This window comes from Rhodoligotrophos sp. CJ14 (assembly GCF_038811545.1).
GTDB classification, from domain to species: domain Bacteria; phylum Pseudomonadota; class Alphaproteobacteria; order Rhizobiales; family Im1; genus Rhodoligotrophos; species Rhodoligotrophos ferricapiens.
The window spans coordinates 1,068,853-1,085,804 of record NZ_CP133319.1; the positions used below are offsets into that span (position 1 = coordinate 1,068,853).

Annotated in this window: 15 protein-coding genes; 8 read left to right on the forward strand and 7 right to left on the reverse strand. The window is 62.2% G+C overall.

The genetic code is table 11. The features are described from left to right. The first annotated feature begins 32 nt into the window (after positions 1-32). A complete protein-coding gene (locus RCF49_RS04915) occupies positions 33-1,583 on the forward strand; it encodes an acetolactate synthase large subunit (protein ID WP_342642924.1) in 1,551 nt (516 codons plus the stop codon). Between the two features lie 52 nt (positions 1,584-1,635). Here RCF49_RS04915 and RCF49_RS04920 read toward each other — a convergent pair whose 3' ends face one another. Beyond that, positions 1,636-2,871: an NAD(P)/FAD-dependent oxidoreductase gene (locus tag RCF49_RS04920; RefSeq protein ID WP_342642925.1), complete on the reverse strand. Its 1,236-nt coding sequence runs from the start codon at positions 2,869-2,871 to the stop codon at positions 1,636-1,638. 186 nt (positions 2,872-3,057) lie between these two features. On the opposite strand from RCF49_RS04920, the gene RCF49_RS04925 reads away from it, so the two are divergent. Then, entirely contained in the window at positions 3,058-4,047 is a 990-nt protein-coding gene (locus tag RCF49_RS04925) for an asparaginase (RefSeq protein WP_342642926.1), read from the forward strand. A 20-nt stretch (positions 4,048-4,067) separates the two neighbouring features. Here the strand turns inward: RCF49_RS04925 and RCF49_RS04930 are convergent, their stop codons facing one another. The 3 genes from RCF49_RS04930 to RCF49_RS04940 form a co-directional block, all read right to left on the reverse strand. Beyond that, entirely contained in the window at positions 4,068-5,426 is a 1,359-nt protein-coding gene (locus tag RCF49_RS04930; protein ID WP_342642927.1) for a TIGR03808 family TAT-translocated repetitive protein, read from the reverse strand. A gap of 83 nt (positions 5,427-5,509) precedes the next feature. Next, positions 5,510-6,499 carry a methylmalonyl Co-A mutase-associated GTPase MeaB gene (gene meaB / locus RCF49_RS04935; protein ID WP_342642928.1) on the reverse strand — a complete coding sequence of 330 codons (990 nt, stop codon included), beginning with the start codon at positions 6,497-6,499 and terminating at the stop codon, positions 5,510-5,512. A gap of 86 nt (positions 6,500-6,585) precedes the next feature. Next, on the reverse strand, positions 6,586-6,924 hold the full coding sequence (locus RCF49_RS04940; protein ID WP_342642929.1) for a DMT family transporter: 339 nt from the start codon (positions 6,922-6,924) through the stop codon (positions 6,586-6,588). A gap of 131 nt (positions 6,925-7,055) precedes the next feature. On the opposite strand from RCF49_RS04940, the gene RCF49_RS04945 reads away from it, so the two are divergent. Beyond that, on the forward strand, positions 7,056-7,484 hold the full coding sequence (locus RCF49_RS04945; protein WP_342642930.1) for a group III truncated hemoglobin: 429 nt from the start codon (positions 7,056-7,058) through the stop codon (positions 7,482-7,484). A 148-nt stretch (positions 7,485-7,632) separates the two neighbouring features. Here RCF49_RS04945 and RCF49_RS04950 read toward each other — a convergent pair whose 3' ends face one another. Continuing rightward, positions 7,633-8,343 carry a TetR/AcrR family transcriptional regulator gene (locus RCF49_RS04950; RefSeq protein ID WP_342642931.1) on the reverse strand — a complete coding sequence of 237 codons (711 nt, stop codon included), beginning with the start codon at positions 8,341-8,343 and terminating at the stop codon, positions 7,633-7,635. 241 nt (positions 8,344-8,584) lie between these two features. Between RCF49_RS04950 and RCF49_RS04955 the strand changes: the two genes are divergently transcribed. Then, a complete protein-coding gene (locus RCF49_RS04955; RefSeq protein ID WP_342642932.1) occupies positions 8,585-9,787 on the forward strand; it encodes an acyl-CoA dehydrogenase family protein in 1,203 nt (400 codons plus the stop codon). 15 nt (positions 9,788-9,802) lie between these two features. On the opposite strand, the gene RCF49_RS04960 is transcribed toward RCF49_RS04955, so the two are convergent. Beyond that, on the reverse strand, positions 9,803-10,750 hold the full coding sequence (locus RCF49_RS04960) for a ring-cleaving dioxygenase (RefSeq protein WP_342642933.1): 948 nt from the start codon (positions 10,748-10,750) through the stop codon (positions 9,803-9,805). Positions 10,751-10,885: 135 nt separating this feature from the next. Next, positions 10,886-11,974 carry a DUF3298 and DUF4163 domain-containing protein gene (locus RCF49_RS04965; RefSeq protein WP_342642934.1) on the reverse strand — a complete coding sequence of 363 codons (1,089 nt, stop codon included), beginning with the start codon at positions 11,972-11,974 and terminating at the stop codon, positions 10,886-10,888. A gap of 301 nt (positions 11,975-12,275) precedes the next feature. Between RCF49_RS04965 and RCF49_RS04970 the strand changes: the two genes are divergently transcribed. From RCF49_RS04970 to RCF49_RS04985, 4 genes are all read left to right on the forward strand, one after another. Further along, positions 12,276-12,875, forward strand: coding sequence for a superoxide dismutase (locus tag RCF49_RS04970; RefSeq protein WP_342642935.1), 600 nt, complete (start codon positions 12,276-12,278; stop codon positions 12,873-12,875). 83 nt (positions 12,876-12,958) lie between these two features. After that, positions 12,959-14,068: a 3,4-dihydroxy-2-butanone-4-phosphate synthase gene (gene ribB / locus RCF49_RS04975; RefSeq protein ID WP_342642936.1), complete on the forward strand. Its 1,110-nt coding sequence runs from the start codon at positions 12,959-12,961 to the stop codon at positions 14,066-14,068. 123 nt (positions 14,069-14,191) lie between these two features. Then, entirely contained in the window at positions 14,192-14,653 is a 462-nt protein-coding gene (locus RCF49_RS04980; RefSeq protein WP_342642937.1) for a (2Fe-2S)-binding protein, read from the forward strand. Positions 14,654-14,662: 9 nt separating this feature from the next. Then, positions 14,663-16,852, forward strand: a complete 2,190-nt coding sequence (locus RCF49_RS04985; protein WP_342642938.1) for a xanthine dehydrogenase family protein molybdopterin-binding subunit — start codon at positions 14,663-14,665, stop codon at positions 16,850-16,852. Positions 16,853-16,952: the final 100 nt, after the last annotated feature.

Genomic DNA, 16,952 nt, shown 5'->3' on the forward strand with positions numbered 1-16,952 from the left:
GCGCAATCTGAGCTTACCCCTGGAGAATTGCCATGAACGGCGCCGATCGCCTTTGTGACGTTTTGTTGGCCAATGGCGTCGATGTCTGCTTCGCCAATCCCGGAACGTCGGAGATGCACTTCGTTGCTGCCTTGGACCGCAAGCCGGAGCTGCGCTGCATTCTGGGGCTCTTTGAAGGCGTGGTGACCGGTGCGGCCGATGGCTATGCCCGCATGGCAGAGAAGCCGGCGGCAACCCTGCTCCATACTGGCCCCGGGCTCGCCAATGGCCTTGCCAATATCCACAATGCCAAGCGCGCCCGCACGCCGATGATCAACATCGTCGGCGACCACGCGACCTACCATCTGCAATATGATGCGCCCCTGACCAGCGACATCGAGAGCCTCGCGCGCCCCATGTCCCATTGGGTGGGCAGGGCCCAGACGGCCGGTGATGTGCGCCAAATGGTCGAGCAGGCTTATCTTGCGGCCTGCACGACACCTGGCATTGCGACCATGATCCTGCCTGGCGATGCTGCCTGGAACAGCCTTGAGCCGGAAGAGGTAACGCCCGTGCGCCTGCCGGCACCAGAACCCGCCGCCAGTGAACAGCTACTGAAAGCGGCGGCAGCCTTACGCTCCGGCCGCCGCGCGGCGCTCATGATTGGTGGCGCACTCACCCGCGGCAAGCCGCTGGAGATGGCCGGCAGGATCGCACAGACGCTCGGCATCGACTTGTTCGTGCAGCGATCGGGACGCAATGCCGGAGGCGCCGGCCGTGTCGCCCCCAAGCCCATTCCCTATCGGGTCGACTCCGCGATCGACGCCCTGAAGCACCTCGACGTGGTCGTCCTGTGCGGGGCGACCGAGCCGGTCGGCTTCTTCGCCTATCCGGGCAAGCCCAGCACCATGCTGCCGCCGGGTTGCGAGATTATCGCCTTGGCTGAGCAAGGCCAGGATCTTGCCACCACCATCACCCATCTCGCAGACGAGCTCGGTGTCAGGCCTGACGCGCCCGTAGCAACCCCGCCGCTGACGACGCCTAACCTGCCGGTGCCGACCGGCAGGCTCACCGCCGACACGGTCTCGACCATCATCGCCAAGCTTCTGCCTGAGAATGCCATTGTCTGCGATGAAGCAATCACCTCTGGTGGCGCATTCCACGCGCTTGCGCCCGGCGCCGAGCCTCATGAGGTGCTACCGCTGATGGGCGGTGCGATCGGCATCGGTACACCTCTTGCGGCCGGCGCTGCGATTGCCTGTCCGGACCGCAAGGTGATCGGCCTGCAGGCCGATGGCAGTGCCATGTACACGATCCAGGGATTGTGGACCCAGGCCCGAGAAAATCTCGACGTGGTCACCGTCGTCTATTCGAACCGCGCCTATGCCATTCTTCAGGATGAGATGAAGAATGTCGGCGTCAACCATTTCGGCCGCAATGCGAGCCGCATGCTGAACCTGGATGAGCCCGCCCTCGACTGGCTGTCGCTCGCCCGCAGCTTCGGGGTTGACGCCGGGCGCGCCGAAACGACGGAAGAGCTTGCGCGCCTCTTCACCGGTGCCTTGCGCAACCGCGGCCCCTTCCTCATCGAAGCCGTCATCTGAAAAAGAGACTGGATGCGCAGCAAAAGACCGGTTCGCGTGAAAGACGCTCAGTCTAACGGCCGGCCGCCTTGGCCACGGCCCGAAGGTCGAAGGCGGGATCTGCCGCCTCTTCCGGCGTGATCGACAGGCCCGCGCCCAGCAGCTTGCGCGCCGCCATATGGTCACCGGCGCTGTTGATCGAATCAACCGCGATCAGGCGCCCTTCCTTGAAAGCGAAGACCGAGAAGCGTTGAGCCGCCTGATCACCGCGCGTCACCGTCTGATCCGCCCCTTGCGACAGCCCTGCGATCTGCAGCTTCACATCATATTGGTCGCTCCAGAACCAGGGCACCGCGTCGTAATGATCAGCCCGCCCCACAATGACCCGGGCCACGTGCCGCGCCTGATCCGTCGCATTCTGCACCGATTCGAGCCGGATCGGCTCGCCGCCCGCCGGCAGCGGAAACCGCGCACAATCCCCCACGGCGAAAACCTGCGGATCGGACGTGCGCAAGTTGAGGTCGACCATCACCCCGTCGCGCACCGCGAGGCCGGCCGCCTTGGCCAGGTCATCATTGGGCATGACCCCTGCGCCCACCACCACCAGATCCCCATCGAGCAGCTGGCCGCTTGAGGTTTCGACGCGCCGCGCAAGCCCGTTATCCCCGATGATGGCCCGCACGCCGTCACCCAGCTTGAGCGACACGCCATGGCCCCGGTGCAGCTCCTCGAAAAAGGTGGAGACCGGCGCCGGCACGGCACGCGCCATCAGCCGCGGCATCATCTCGACGACGGAGACATCCTTGCCGAGAATGCGGGCAACGGCGGCAAATTCGAGGCCGATGAAGCCGCCGCCCACCACCACCACCGCATGGGCCGCATCGAGCTTCTCCTTGAGCGCATCCGTGTCGTGAATGGTGCGAAGATAGAGAATATTGCCAAGCTCGGCACCGGGCACCGGCAGCGGCCGGTTGCGTGCGCCCGTGGCGAGCACCACGAAATCATAAGGCAGACGCGCCCCGGTTGAGAGCTGCACCACTCTTTCCTCGCGGTCGATCGAATCGGCCGTAACGCCAAGATGCAGCTCGATTCCATTGGTCGTGTAGAACTCCTCGCGCCGGAACACTAGGTCGGCTGCGGACGTCTTGCCCAGGAGATAGGCTTTCGACAAAGGGGGCCGCTGATAGGGCAAGGTGGGCTCTGCGGCCACGAGATGGACTGCACCTTCGAAACCCTCGCTGCGCAGCTGTGCGCAGATCTGATAGCCTGCCTGTCCCCCACCAATGACGACGACTGTCTGCCCGGTCATTCCCGCCAAGATCCTTAAGTCCAATTCTGCAAGATCAGCACAGCTATGCAGCTTTCCGCATGAGGTGCAACAGGTCGTTGGCCAGCCGGAAGCAAGCCTTTCGAGCCATGGTGAAGCTTAGTGTGGCAACCTTTCCACGAGCCAGGTAGTAATCGCAGTTCGCGACTCACAACCTGGTCGAGAATCATGACCGAACCGCTCGTCATTGAAGTCACCCGGGGCAATCTCGTGGAAAGCCGGCACGCCATCAGCTTCGCCGTCTGCGACGCCGCCGGCGCGCTGGTCGCAACCGGCGGTGATGTCGATCGACCGGAATATCCCCGCTCATCCGTTAAGGCATTCCAGGCTATCCCCATGCTGGAAAGCGGCGCGGCCACTCATTTTGGCTATGACGATGGGCAGATCGCCCTTGCCTGCTCATCCCACAATGGCGAGCCCCGCCATATCGGCGCGGTGACCACCATGCTCACCAAGGCCGGAATTGTGGAATCGGCGCTCGAATGCGGTGCGGTCCTGCCCATGTATAAACCCGCGGCCGATGCTCTCATCAAGGCCGGCCAGACGCCGCGGCCTGTCCACAATGAATGTTCTGGCAAACATGCCGGCATGCTCGCCTTCGCCCGTCACAACAACTTGCCACTCGCGGCCTACAGCCAGCCCGACCATCCCGTACAGCAGGCCGTCGCACGGGCGCTTTCCGAATTCTGTGGGGTCGATGTGGAGCACTGCCCCTGCGGGATCGATGGCTGCTCGGTGCCAACCTGGGCGATGCCGCTTCGGGCGGTGGCCAAGGGCTTTGCCCGCCTTGCAACGGGCACGGGGCTGAGCCGCGATCATGCCGATGCCGCGGCACGGATCATCAGGGCTGTGCGCGACAACCCCTTCATGGTGGCCGGCACCGGCCGCTTCGATACGGACTTGATGACGGCCGTCCCTCGCATTTTCGTAAAATCGGGAGCGGAGGGCTTTCTTGTCGCGAGCCTGCCTCACATGGGCTACGGCATAGCCCTGAAATGTCTCGATGGCGCCCCGCGCGCATCAACCATCGCCATGGTTGCGATTCTCCGGAAGCTGCCGATCTGGACCACGGAGGAAGAAACCCGGCTCAACGAGTTCGCGACCCGCCCAGTCCTGAGCCGCAAAGGTGAGACGGCCGGCATGGTTCGTCCGGCCTAACTCGGGCTGGAATACACCCCCTACACCGCATTTCCCGCAATTGTCAGATTGACCGGCACGTCCGCCACCTCCGCCTTGGCGAGATCGGCGGTGACGCCCCGGCCATTCTGATGGCCAATAATGGCGGCCTCGCTGCAATCGGCCAGCATGTTCTGCCCGATCAGCACCCGGCCGGCGCCGGGCGATACCGAGGCGGCGATCCCCCAGCGCGCATCCCGGACCATATTGCCGGTCACCGCGACATTGCGCTGATGCCGGCCCCAGCCGACCATGATCCCTGCCCTCGGCGCCTTCTCAACCACATTGCCGGTGATCGCCGCATCAGCCTCGACTGCAATACCAACACCGCGCGATTCGCCCTCCGCCCGCGTGAACAGGTTGCGGATCAGATTGCCCGAGCAGACAGCAAGCCGTCCGCCATGGTTGAAATTGGTGATCGAGATGCCGAGTGCTGCCGTATCGACCAGATTGTCGCTGATGACTGCGCCCTGGAACCCGAACTCCGCATAAAGCGCGACCTCCCCGAGCCTCTCGCAGGAATTGCCGATGATCTGCGTGTTCGATCCCGCATTCACGCGGACGGCGGAAAAGGCGCAATCGGTCACGCGATTATTGCTGACCGTTACCGAACCCGCCCGGAACACATTGATCCCATTGCCATTCTGGCCGGAGCCCCCCTTGTCCGCGCGCACGTTGCTGATCCGGTTCTCGGCGACCTTCGTGCCATCCTCGCCCGTCTCGCTGCGCCAGACCTGGATGCCGTTGTTGCCGATATTGCTGATGATGTTGCGTGCAATTTCGAGCCCCGCCGAATCAAGCGCGAACAAGGCTGTATCAGCAATATCGCTGAACCGGCATTCGGACACCGTGCCGGAGCAGCGCGTGAGGCTCGCCCCGCCGCCCCGCGAGCGGGCCACCGTCAGCCGGTCGAAGATGAGATCGCTCACAGCTTCCGCGCGGATGATCGGACCATCGGCGGCAATATCGCCCCCGTCCAGCGTGAGATTGCGCAAATAGATGCTGGTGCCAGATAGGCTCAGGAGCGGACCATCGCCACAGCGCACGAGCCGAGCACCCCCTGGCGTGCACACGAGCGACAATGGGCCCGTGATTTTGAGCCGCTTCACCCGGTAGGATCCTGCGGGCAGCATGAGCACCTGCCGCTGCGCGATCGCCTTGTTGATCGCGGCCTGCATCACGGCGCTCTGATCATCGGGACTGTCAGGCTTAAGCCCCAAGCCGCCTGCAATCACCTCGGTGTTTGCAGCCTTCGCCTGCCCCCGCCCACCTTGCGCGCCAAGCGCGGCCGATGCTCCCGCGCCAAGGGCGAAGGTTGTGCTTCCCGCTTGCAGCAAGCGGCGTCGTGACAAGCTCGCCATATTGATCCTCCTGTATCAGAGGAGGCCCGTTGCAAGATCCCTGCCGCGGCCGCCACTCACCTCCTCACGAGATCGCCATTCGCTCAACCATCCGCCAGCGAAAGGATCTCGGTTGCCGCAAGGGTTGCGGTTATGCGCCCCTCGCGCAAGTCCTGCTCCAGGACCGGCAGCCTCGTTCTAACCCGGGAGTCTGCCTTGAGGCGCTGCATCAGCCCCTCTTCGAGCATGGACCACATCCATTTGACCTGCTGCTCGCTTCGCCGCGCCGCGAGCGCGCCGCTCTTCTCGAACAGCGCCCGATGCCGCTCGATCTCGGCCCACAAGGCATCGAGCCCAATATTCTTGAGACCGGATATCGTGAGAACCGGCGGTGTCCAGGCTGCCCCCGGCGGCATGAGAATCTGCAAGGCTGCCCGGTAATCAGAGACGGCGCGCCGCGCCCGGCCTGCATTATCCCCGTCCGCCTTGTTCACCGCCAGCATATCCGCAAGCTCGATCACGCCCTTCTTGATGCCCTGCAGATCATCCCCCGCCCCCGGCAGCAGCAGCACGAGGAAGAAGTCGACCATATCGGCCACCGCCGTCTCTGATTGGCCGATGCCGACCGTTTCCACGATGATCACATCGAAACCCGCGGCCTCGCATACGATCATCGTCTCGCGGGTCCGGCGTGCGACCCCGCCCAATGTGCCCGCCGAGGGGGATGGCCGGATGAAGGCATTGGGATCAACCGCAAGCCCGGCCATGCGTGTCTTGTCACCAAGGATCGACCCGCCCGTTCGCTGACTGCTCGGATCAACGGCCAGCACCGCCACCCTATGGCCGCTGGCGGTCAGATTGCGCCCGAGCGTATCGATCGTGGTGCTTTTGCCAACGCCCGGCACGCCGGTGATCCCGACCCGATAGGCCGTCCCGGAATGGGGCAGAAGCTTCAGCAACAGCTGCTGTGCAGCCGCTTCATGATCCGGCCGGCGGCTTTCAACCAGCGTGATGGCGCGGCCGAGCGCGGCCCGCTCCCCCGCCCTCACCCGTGCTGCGAGATCATCCAGATCGAGTTTCGGCGCCTCTATCATTTCTCTCCCGGTCGCGACCCGTCGCGCATAGCGTTCTATATGACACTGTCGCAATGCTAAAGCCTCGCCGCTGCCCAGAAACTGCTCTAGTGGCCCACAGTCTTTGAAAAGACATTCACGATCACCACACCGGCGATGATGAAGCCGATGCCGATCAGGCCCGCGAGGTCGATCGTCTGATTGAGGAAGAGATAGCCGACCAGCGTGATGAGCACGATGCCAAGCCCGCTCCATATGGCATAGGCGATCCCGACCGGCACCACCTTGAGCGCGTGCGAAAGCGCATAGAATGCTGCCACATAGCACACCACCATGACGATGGTTGGCACGACCCGGGTGAACTGCTGCGAGGCCTGCAGCGCGCTCGTCGCGATCACTTCACAGACGATGGCGAACAGCATCCAAAGATAGACGGGAAGGCTCATGGCAAGGTCTTTGGCCTGATGGCTGCGGCGACATATCGCGAATGGCTGGTTGAAAGCGGTGACCCCTGCCCGCCATATTGCGCTCAGTTATGGTCATCGCCAACCCGCAAGGCATGGTTCCGGGATCTCAAATGCCAGCACAGGCGCCTTCCAGTCTCACAGCGCTCGATGAAGCGCTGATCGAGACCGTCATTCATGCCTTCTATGCGCGCGTCCGCAAGGATCCTCTGATCGGTCCGATCTTCAATGCGAGGATCGCGCCCGATCACTGGCCCCAGCACCTTGCCACCATCGTCGATTTCTGGTCGTCCCTCTTGCTCGGCACCAAGCGCTATCAGGGGCGTCCCCTCGCCAAGCATCTGGTGCTGGAGCCTTTGCGCGATGAACATTTCCTGCGCTGGCTCTCCCTGTTCCGGACGACTGTCATGGAACATGTTCCCGAAGAGCTTGCCCCCGCCTTTATCGTGCGGGCCGAGCGCATCGCCAACAGCTTTCGGATGGGCATCGCCTTCCACCATGGGGAGGACACCGTCTCCTTGCGCCCGCTCAGGGCCTCCTAGAGCATCTTCGAGCGAGGTGGACACCGGTTCGCGTGAAGAAAATGCGAGCAAGCAGAACTTGAGACGCGCGTTTGCGATTCAAAGAAGAGCGGAAACGCTCTAGGCGGGAGGATCTTCTGCCGAGGACCTGCCCTCCGCCACCGATACGTCAGTTTCGCTCTGCCACTGTCTCGAGCCGTTCGACCACGCGCTCCAGCCTCTCAACGATGGTCTGGTCCACACCTGCCGACCCCGCCGGGCTTGGTGCGGCCGCAAGCCCGCGATAAATCATGTCAGTGATCACATTGGCGGTCTCGTCGACCTTGATCTCGCCATGACCCCGCAGATAGGCCCAGGTATAATGCTCGATTGAGCCGAAGATGAGATCGCGCACGACCCGCAGCGGAACGTCCTTCCGGAACTCTCCGCTCTCCATGGCCGCCTTTATGATGTCCAGCGTGCGTTTCGTATATTCGCGATTGAGCTCGAACACGGTGGTCGCGCGATATTCTGGACCCGGCCGGAGCTCCTGAAAGACCAGCTTGCAGAGCGCCGGCTCTTTCTCGATTGACGCCAGATGCTTCCAGATCATGAAGCGGAGCCGGTTCCAGGTGCCGGTGATCCCCTTCAGCTGCTCGTCGAAATCCGACAGCATCTCGTCGTACCAGCGTTCGACCACCTTGATCATCAGGTCGCGCTTGTTCTCGAAATACCGGTAGATCGTCCCCTCGACGACATCGGCCCGGGCGGCAATCTCGGAAATCAGGGCGGCGTCATAGCCATGCTCCAGGAACACGGCCTTGGCGGCTTCCATGATGTCGGCCACTCTACGCTCGCGGGAGAGGCGGAAAATCTGTCGTCTTTGGAGAACTTCACTCATCGTCACTTGATCAGACTGAATAGGGTAGAAAACCGGACTAGAGCCTACCCGCTTTGCCGACCTTGTCCAAGGAAATCAACGACAACGCGCGGATTGGCAGACCCTCTGCGCCTTTCCAGCGCAATTTTTCATCTGTCCCCTCGCGGCGTTTTGGGTTATGCCGAATGGACATAATGAATTGAATTCACTAGCGTTGGTCGAGCGCCGCGCCAAGACGGCACCGCCTTTGAGGAGACCCCCGATGGACGAGCAGTCTTCCCCCTCCCTTCGCAATGCGCAGCCTTCATTCGATCTCGCGCCGGAGCAGCAGGAGATCCTCGATGCTGCCGACCGCTTCGCGCGCAACGAGCTGTTCCCGCTCTCCGAGCGCATGGACAATGAGGAATGGTGGCCCGAGGACATTTTCCCCAAGATCGGCGAGGCCGGCCTGTTCGGTATCACCGTTTCGCCAGACTATGGTGGCTCCGGGTCGGACCTCTTCACCAGTGGCCTCGTTCTCCAGGCTTTTTCCCGCTGGAACCATGCCCTGGCCTTGTCCTGGGTCGCTCATGAGAACCTCTGCCTCAACAATATCTACCGCAATGGCAACGAGTTTATCCGCCGCAAATATCTGCCGGGCCTCTGCGACGGCACCAGGATTGGCGCACTCGGCCTGACCGAACCCGGTGCAGGCTCCGATGCCCTTGGCTCAATGCGCACGACCGCTCGGCGCGACGGCGACCATTACATTCTCAACGGCTCGAAGATCTATATCACCAACGGCCCCGTCGCCGATGTGCTGCTCGTCTATGCCAAAACCAATCCGGAGCTTGGTCCGAAGGGCATTTCCGCCTTTATCGTCGAAAAGGACTATCCCGGCTTCAGGGTCGCCCAGAAGCTTGTGAAAATGGGCTTCCGCGGCAGCCAGACAGCCGAGCTCGTCTTCGAGGATTGTCGCGTGCCCGCCGAGAACATGGTGGGCGTGGAGAACCGTGGCGTCTCGGTGGTCATGAGCGGCCTCGATCTTGAGCGGGCGATGATTGCGCCGATCTGCCTAGGGATTTGCGAGCGCGCGCTCGAGCTTTCGATCGACTATGCCAAGACCCGCAAGCAGTTCGGCCGGCCGATCGCCGAGTTCCAGATGGTCCAGTCCAAGATTGCCGATATGTATGTCTGGACCGAAACCGTGCGCACCTTCACCTATCGCGTGCTCGCACAAGCCAATGATCTTGAGGTCGGCGGCGGCGGCCGTGGCCATATCCATGCCCTGACCGCGGCCTCCGTCATGTATGCCGCCGAGACCATGGGCCGCGTCCTCTCCGACGCGGTCCAGATCCACGGCGGCTCTGGCTATATCTGGGAATCAGAGATCAACCGGCTCTATCGCTCGTCCAAGCTTCTCGAGATCGGCGCCGGCACCACTGAAGTCCGCAAGATGATCATCTCCGGCGAGCTGCTGAAATAGCCGGCCCGGTGGCCCTCACAGCGGCTTGAGGCCTGCCTCGATCTCGGCGCGGCGATGCTCGAGGAAGGGCGGCAGTGACAGACGCGTGCCCAATTCCTCCAGCGGCTCATCCGCGGTGAACCCGGGACCATCTGTTGCGATTTCGAACAGGATCCCGTTCGGCTCGCGGAAATAGAGGCTACGGAAATAGAAACGGTCGATCGGGCCGCTGAACGGCAGCCGGCTTGTCGATTGCAGCCGCTGCGCCCAATCCGCATAGGCTTCATCCGGTATCCGGAACGCCACATGGTGAACGCCGCCCGCGCCGGGATGCATGCGCGGGCTGTTGGGCTCGACCGCCACATGCAGCTCCGCGGCCGCTCCCCCGGGCCCCATGCTGAAAATATGCGTGATCGAGCCCTCAACATCCGGGGTGGGATAGCGGCCCGTCGGGCGCATATTGAGAATTTCCATAAGCACGCGCTCCGTTGGTTCGAGCTCCGGCACGCTCAGCGTGATCGGCCCAAGCCCACGGATCTGGCGGGCTGCCGGCACGGGACCCGCCATCCAGGGATGCGCTTCACCCTCACCGCCATCATCCACAAGCCGCAGGCGCTGCCCTTCCGGGTCAGTGAAATCGAGCGAAAGCCGGCCGCCAAGCAGCCTGATCTCTCCACAAGGCGCGCCATGATCGGCAAACCGCTGCGCCCACCAGGTAAGACTATCCTCGCCCGCCACCCGCAACCCTGTGCGGGAAATACTGTGGATCCCGTGCCGTGCGGGCTTGGTGGGAAAATCGAAGAACGTAAGGTCACTGCCGGGCGATGCCGCGCCGTCCCCATAAAAAAGGTGGTAGGCGGAGACATCATCCTGGTTCACGGTCTTCTTGACGAGCCGCATGCCTAGCTCGCCCGTATAGAATGCATGGTTGCCGCGCGCATCCGCCGTGACCGCCGTGAGATGGTGAATTCCATGCAATTCCATGCGGCGGCTCCTTGTTGGGCTCCTCCAAGTGGCTGTCAGCCAACCCGTAAACGATCAGAGGAGCATGGCCCAGTCCCATTGTCGCGCAGCCATCGAGAAAGCTCAATGCGCACAGCGCCCCCGACCTCACCACCTCTATTTCCGGCTGATCGTCACCGAGAACGCGACACTGTCGCCATTTCCGAGTTTGATGAGCACCGGCCCCTCCCCGTGAGGCACCGCCAGCCTGCCTGAGAACGGCACCATGTCGAGCGCCATCCCGCTCGGCCGCCTCTGTCGGTCGGCCTGTAGCCTGCCCTCCGAGAGGACTTGGCCATTAAGCTGGCTGATCACCGCCCTGATCGCGTCGCCCTCGAAGAAATAGTCCGGCGCTTCTCCCGAGAGTTCAACGGGCGGACGCACCACACTGTCCGGTTGAGGCGCAGCAATCAGAACGAAGGCAGCCTTGCTCCCTTCGGCACTGCTGACATGCGAGAGCACAATCGGCTCGCTCGCAAATACATCGCGCCATTCCCGCGCCAGCATCGGTTCGAGCTCACGGCTCGAAATCTCGATCCGGTATGGCCCCTCCGCATAGGGTCCTGCGAGATAGGGAGCGAAATGAAATTCGATACCACCGGCTTTCCCTCGTTCGGTGGAAGGCAATAGGGTCATCGCTTCGACGGGCAGCGCCAGATCCTCAAGCCAGATATCATCGCGCGCTGCATCGTAGTCTCCACCGAGCCGCTCGCGCTTTTTCGCGCGCAGCTTATTCCTCGCGATCACTTTGAGCCGCGCCTCGTTCTCCTTCCATCCTCCCCCGCCGCTCAGAATATCCTGAGTGGCGACAAAGCGCTTGCGCCGGATGTCATAGGTGATGCCCTCGAACACCAAGTTCCCATGCGCGCCGCCTGTGAAGATTTCGGAGACGACCAGCAGGCTTACGAGATCCCGTGACACAAATCGCGGCCGGTGCTCGACTGTCAGCGAGAAGGTTGGTGGCTCAATGGCCGGATCCGTTCGCCGCAGCTCGCGCTGTTCTGCTGCGGCATCCTCGACGAACTTATTGGCGAGCTGCTCGGCCTCCCGGTGCAAACGGCTGAGCAAGGCCGGCGCGACCGATGCCTCCCGTGCGATCGCGATCCTGGCCTCGGCAGCGTCATTGCTTGCATGCACCACCATCGGCCGCTTCTGGCTAGCCTGCGCCACCGCCGGCCGCTCTTGCGCATCGCTGCCAAGCGCCATGGGGACCATCGAGGCCATTGCAACCATGAAAGCCAGGCAAAAACCTGTTTGTCGCATTACCCCTGCGTCCATGAAATGCAACCTGCCCCGTTCTTGAGCATTCGCAGGACTGAGGCCAGATGATGACCAATCGTCGGCGACATCGGCTGCACGGGAGGCTTTCGCAACCGGATGATCGCTTATCATCCGACGGATATTCCCATTGCTCCGATTTATGCGCTAGTGTCGCTCCCGGTCTCAAGGGCGGGCGCTGACCGGGCGTTCTCCGCCCATGATAATTCTGACTGAGGAGGCTTGTCCCATGGCTTTTGAACTCCCCCCATTGCCTTACGCATATGATGCTCTTGCCCCCTACATGTCCGCAGAGACGCTGGAGTTTCACCACGACAAGCACCACCAGGCTTATGTGGATAACGGCAACAAGCTGCTTCAGGGTTCGGGCCTCGAAGGCAAGTCCCTGGAGGAGATCGTCAAAGAGTCCTACGGCAAGAATCAGGGCCTCTTTAACAATGCCGGCCAGCACTACAACCACATCCACTTCTGGAAGTGGATGAAGAAGGGCGGCGGCGGCAAGAGCCTTCCCGGCGCGCTGCAGAAGGCGGTCGACAGCGATCTCGGCGGCTATGACAAGTTCCGCGCCGATTTCCTCAACGCGGGTGCCACCCAGTTTGGCTCAGGCTGGGCCTGGCTTGCTGTGAAGAATGGCAAGCTCGAGATCATGAAGACCCCGAATGGCGAGAACCCGCTGGTCCAGGGCGCAACACCGATCCTTGGCGTCGATGTCTGGGAACACTCCTATTACATCGACTATCGAAATGCCCGGCCGAAATATCTGGAGGCATTCGTCGACAATCTCATCAATTGGGAATATGTCGAGGAGCTCTACAGCAAAGCCAGCTGATCTTGCCCACCGGCGAAGGGCGCGTTAAGGAGCGGGGCGGGCGTGACGCCCCGCTCTTCTTGTTTGTGCAGGATTTGGACTGAATGACCGAGGACAACATGACCCTCGACCCCGTCGACCAGGCGGTCGAAGCGGTCAAGGCCGGCGAGATGGTCGTCGTGGTGGATGATGCCGACCGTGAGAATGAAGGCGATCTGATTATGGCCGCATCCCGCGCGACCGCCGAACAGATCGCCTTCATGATCCGCCATACCAGCGGCATCGTCTGCGCCCCGCTGACGGCGGAGGAAGCCCGCCGGCTCAGGCTTGATCCCATGGTCTCTCACAATGATGCCCCGATGGGCACCGCCTTCACCGTCTCGGTGGATTACCGGCCGGGCCTCACCACAGGCATTTCCGCTGAGGAGCGCTGCAACACCGTCCGCGCGCTTGCCAATGGCAATGTCGGCGCTGATGACTTTGTTCGCCCCGGCCACATTTTCCCGCTGATTGCCAAGAGCGGCGGCGTGCTCATGCGTTCTGGCCATACCGAGGCGGCGGTCGATCTCGCGCGTCTGGCAGGATTGCCGCCGGTCGGCGTCATCGCCGAGCTGGTCAATGACGATGGCACCGTGAAGCGTGGACCCGATGTGCTGCGCTTCGCCCGCCAGCATGGCCTGAAGATCATATCGGTCAACGATCTCATCGCCTATCGGCAGGCCCGCGAGCGCCTGGTCGAGCGCACGGCCGACCTGACCCTCGATACCCCCATTGGTCCGGCGCGGGCGATTGCTTATTCGACGCCCTTCGATGCAGTCCAGCATCTCGCTGTGATCTTCGGGGACGTCTCTGGCGTTCGCGGCGTTCCAACCCGCCTCCATCGCGAGGACGTGCTCGATGATATCTTCGGCCAGCGCGAAGTGCTGACCTCCGTCTATGACCGGTTTCGCCGCGAAGGACGGGGTGTTCTGGTCTATTTGCGCGAAGGGGCAGCCGGCGTTCCCGCAGCGGTCTACCGCCGCGAGCAGGCCGACGGCCAAACGGACAGTGATGCCGCCCGCGAGCAGGCTTGGCGCGATATCGGCCTTGGCGCCCAGATCCTCAGAGATCTCGGTGTCACCTCGATCAATCTGCTGGCCACCTCCTCCCGCCATTATATCGGGCTAACTGGTTTCGGGATTGAAATCGAGGAAACCTCTCGATTAGATCCTTAAAAGTTGTATAGTGAGTCCTTATATCCAAACAGGTGCATTGCATCTCCGGGGTAGAGGACTTGACGCTGCGCTCCGCAAGCGGGCTGAGCGCTACCCTCTGGAGGTGCGAACTCCGGGTGGTACATGCGTTTTACATTACACCTGAACGGAACCGTTCATAGTCTTGAGGTCGAGCCCGATACGCCCCTGCTCTGGGTTTTGCGCGAAGAGCTCGGCCTGGTTGGCGCGAAATATGGATGTGGTACTGGCGACTGCGGAGCATGCACCGTTCTGGTCGCAGGCCAGCCCCGTCGCTCATGCCTTTTGCGGATCGCTCGGCTCGGCAATGCCGAGGTCATCACCATCGAGGGACTGACCGGCCCCGTAGCGTCAGGTGTTCTTCGTGCCTGGCGCGAAATCGATAACGCGGAATGCGGCTATTGTCAGAGCGGACAAATCCTGACGGCAGTCGCGCTCCTGTCGCGGGTGAGTGAACCGAGCGACCAACAGATCGATCTCGCCTTCGATGGCAATATTTGTCGGTGCACGGCCTATCTCGGGATTCGCCGCGCCGTTCATTACGCCTCCACGATCATTGAGCGATGAGCGACAGGCGTGTCCGAACGGGATAAGGCGATGTCGGCCGCCCAATCATATGACCGGCGTGCCTTTTTGCGGATGGCTGCAGGTGGGAGTGGCGGGCTCCTGATTGGCGGCTGGGTGCCGGTGGCGAGCCGCTCGCCTGCGCAGGGAGACCGTATCCTGCTGCATCCCAGCCCTTTTGTTGCGCTGTCGCCCGATGACCGCATCACGGTCATCGTCAAACACCTCGAAATGGGTCAGGGCATTGAGACCGCACTTGCAACTTTGGTTGCTGAGGAGATGGATGCAGCTCGCGCGCAGCTCAGAACCCAGTTCGCGCCGGTCGACCCCAATCTCTACGGCAATCTTCGCCTAGGCGGTACGCAGGCCACCCTGGCCTCGACCTCATTGGGCAACTCCTATCTCCAATATCGCCACGCCGGCGCGATTGCGCGCTCTCTCCTGATTTCCGCAGCGGCTCGGACGTGGAAGATCCCGCGTGCTTATATCGCGGTGAGCGATGGCAGGCTACGCGCGCCGGACGGCCGGTCCTTCAGCTTTGGCGAGCTTGCAACCACAGCAAGCAATCTCGAACTGCCGGTCGCGGTGGAGCTGAAGCGTTCGGCACATTACTGCTACATCGGCAGGCGCTTTCCCCGGCTCGACGCTCAGGCGAAGACGAGTGGCGCCCCAATTTATGCAGCCGACATCCAGCTCGACGATATGCTTGTCGCGACGATTGTCCGGCCGCCCCAGTTCGGGGCAAACCTGCTCCATTACGATGACCGTCGTGCCCGTCTGGTGAAGGGAGTTCTGCACGTCCTTCGCCTATCCTCGGGCGTTGCCATTGTTGCGCGCAACAGCTGGGCGGCAATAAAGGCTCGCAGGCTTCTTAATGTCGTATGGGATGACAGTGAGGCCGAAACGCGCAGCACGTCCGAACTCGCCACTCAGTACCTAAAGCTCCTCGAGGATGGTGGAATGACCATCTACAACGAGGGCGACGTGCACTCCCGCACCCGGGGTGCCCCAATGACCATCCAGGCGGATTTTCATTTCCCGTTCCTGCATCATGGACCCATGGAGACCACGGACGCCGTGCTGCACGTTCGCGATGGCAGCGCCAGGCTCTGGGTCGCCTCACAATTACCCGGGGCCGACCGAAAACATGTCGCGCGGGAACTTGCGATTCCCGAAAGCAAGGTCGAGATCACGACCGTTTACGCTGGCGGATCCTTCGGCCGCCGCGCCGCGCGCGATGCTCATGTGGCGGTGGAAGCAGCCCAGATCGTCCGCACCTTGGGACTGACGCAGCCCCTGAAAGTGTTCTGGACCAGAGAGGACGATATTCGCGGCGGCTATTATCATCCCATGTATCTTCATCGGGTTGTCGCCGCACTTGAACGCGACGGCTCCATTCAGGCCTGGCACCATCGTGTCGTCGGCCAGACTGTTGACGACCTGCCACTGTCCGAAGGAGCGAGCGCGGCGGAACGCTGGCGAGAGAACTTCAAGGCCTGCGCCGAGCTCCCCTATGCTGTCCCGGACTTTCGCCTGGAATTCCGCGAGGCCAAGTCGCCAATTCCAGTCTTGCCGATCCGTTCTGGCGCGCACGGCCACTGCGCTTACGTCATAGAAACCTTCATCGACGACCTTGCTTTCACGATTCACGAGGATCCTGTCGCCTATCGCCGCCGCATTCTGGGGCGTGATCCCCGCTATCTTCGGGTACTTGATCTGGCAGCAGCCCGCTCCGGATGGGATGGACCCGTCCGAAATGGCCGCTATCGTGGCATTGCCCTCCATCGCACCAGAGGGACTTACGTAGCCACGGTTGCCGATGTCGAATTCCCCATGGAAACGGTGTTTCGGGTGACCCGGATCACCTGCGCCGTCGATTGCGGATTAGTGATCAATCCCGAGATTGTCCGCGCTCAGATCGAAGGCGGGGTGGGCTTCGGGCTCAATGCCGCTCTGCGCGGCGGCATCACGCTTGAAGACGGTCGGGTGGTGCAGCGGACCATGGGCGACATTCGGCCTCTGCGCATGAGCGAAATGCCGCCCGTCGACATCTATATTGTTCCCTCTGACGCAAGCCCGACCGGCGTCGGTGAAGCTGGAGTGCCGACCGTTGCGCCAGCCATCGCCAATGCGATTTTTGCAGCGACCGGCATCAGGATCCGCTCCCTGCCCTTCTCCGCTACCCGGCTTATCCACCGCTAGGAGCATTTTCGAACGAAGTGGATACCGCTTCGCGCGAGGAAAATGCGACCAAGCAAAGGACGAGCATTTTCGAGCAAAGTGGATACCTGGTTCAGCCGTC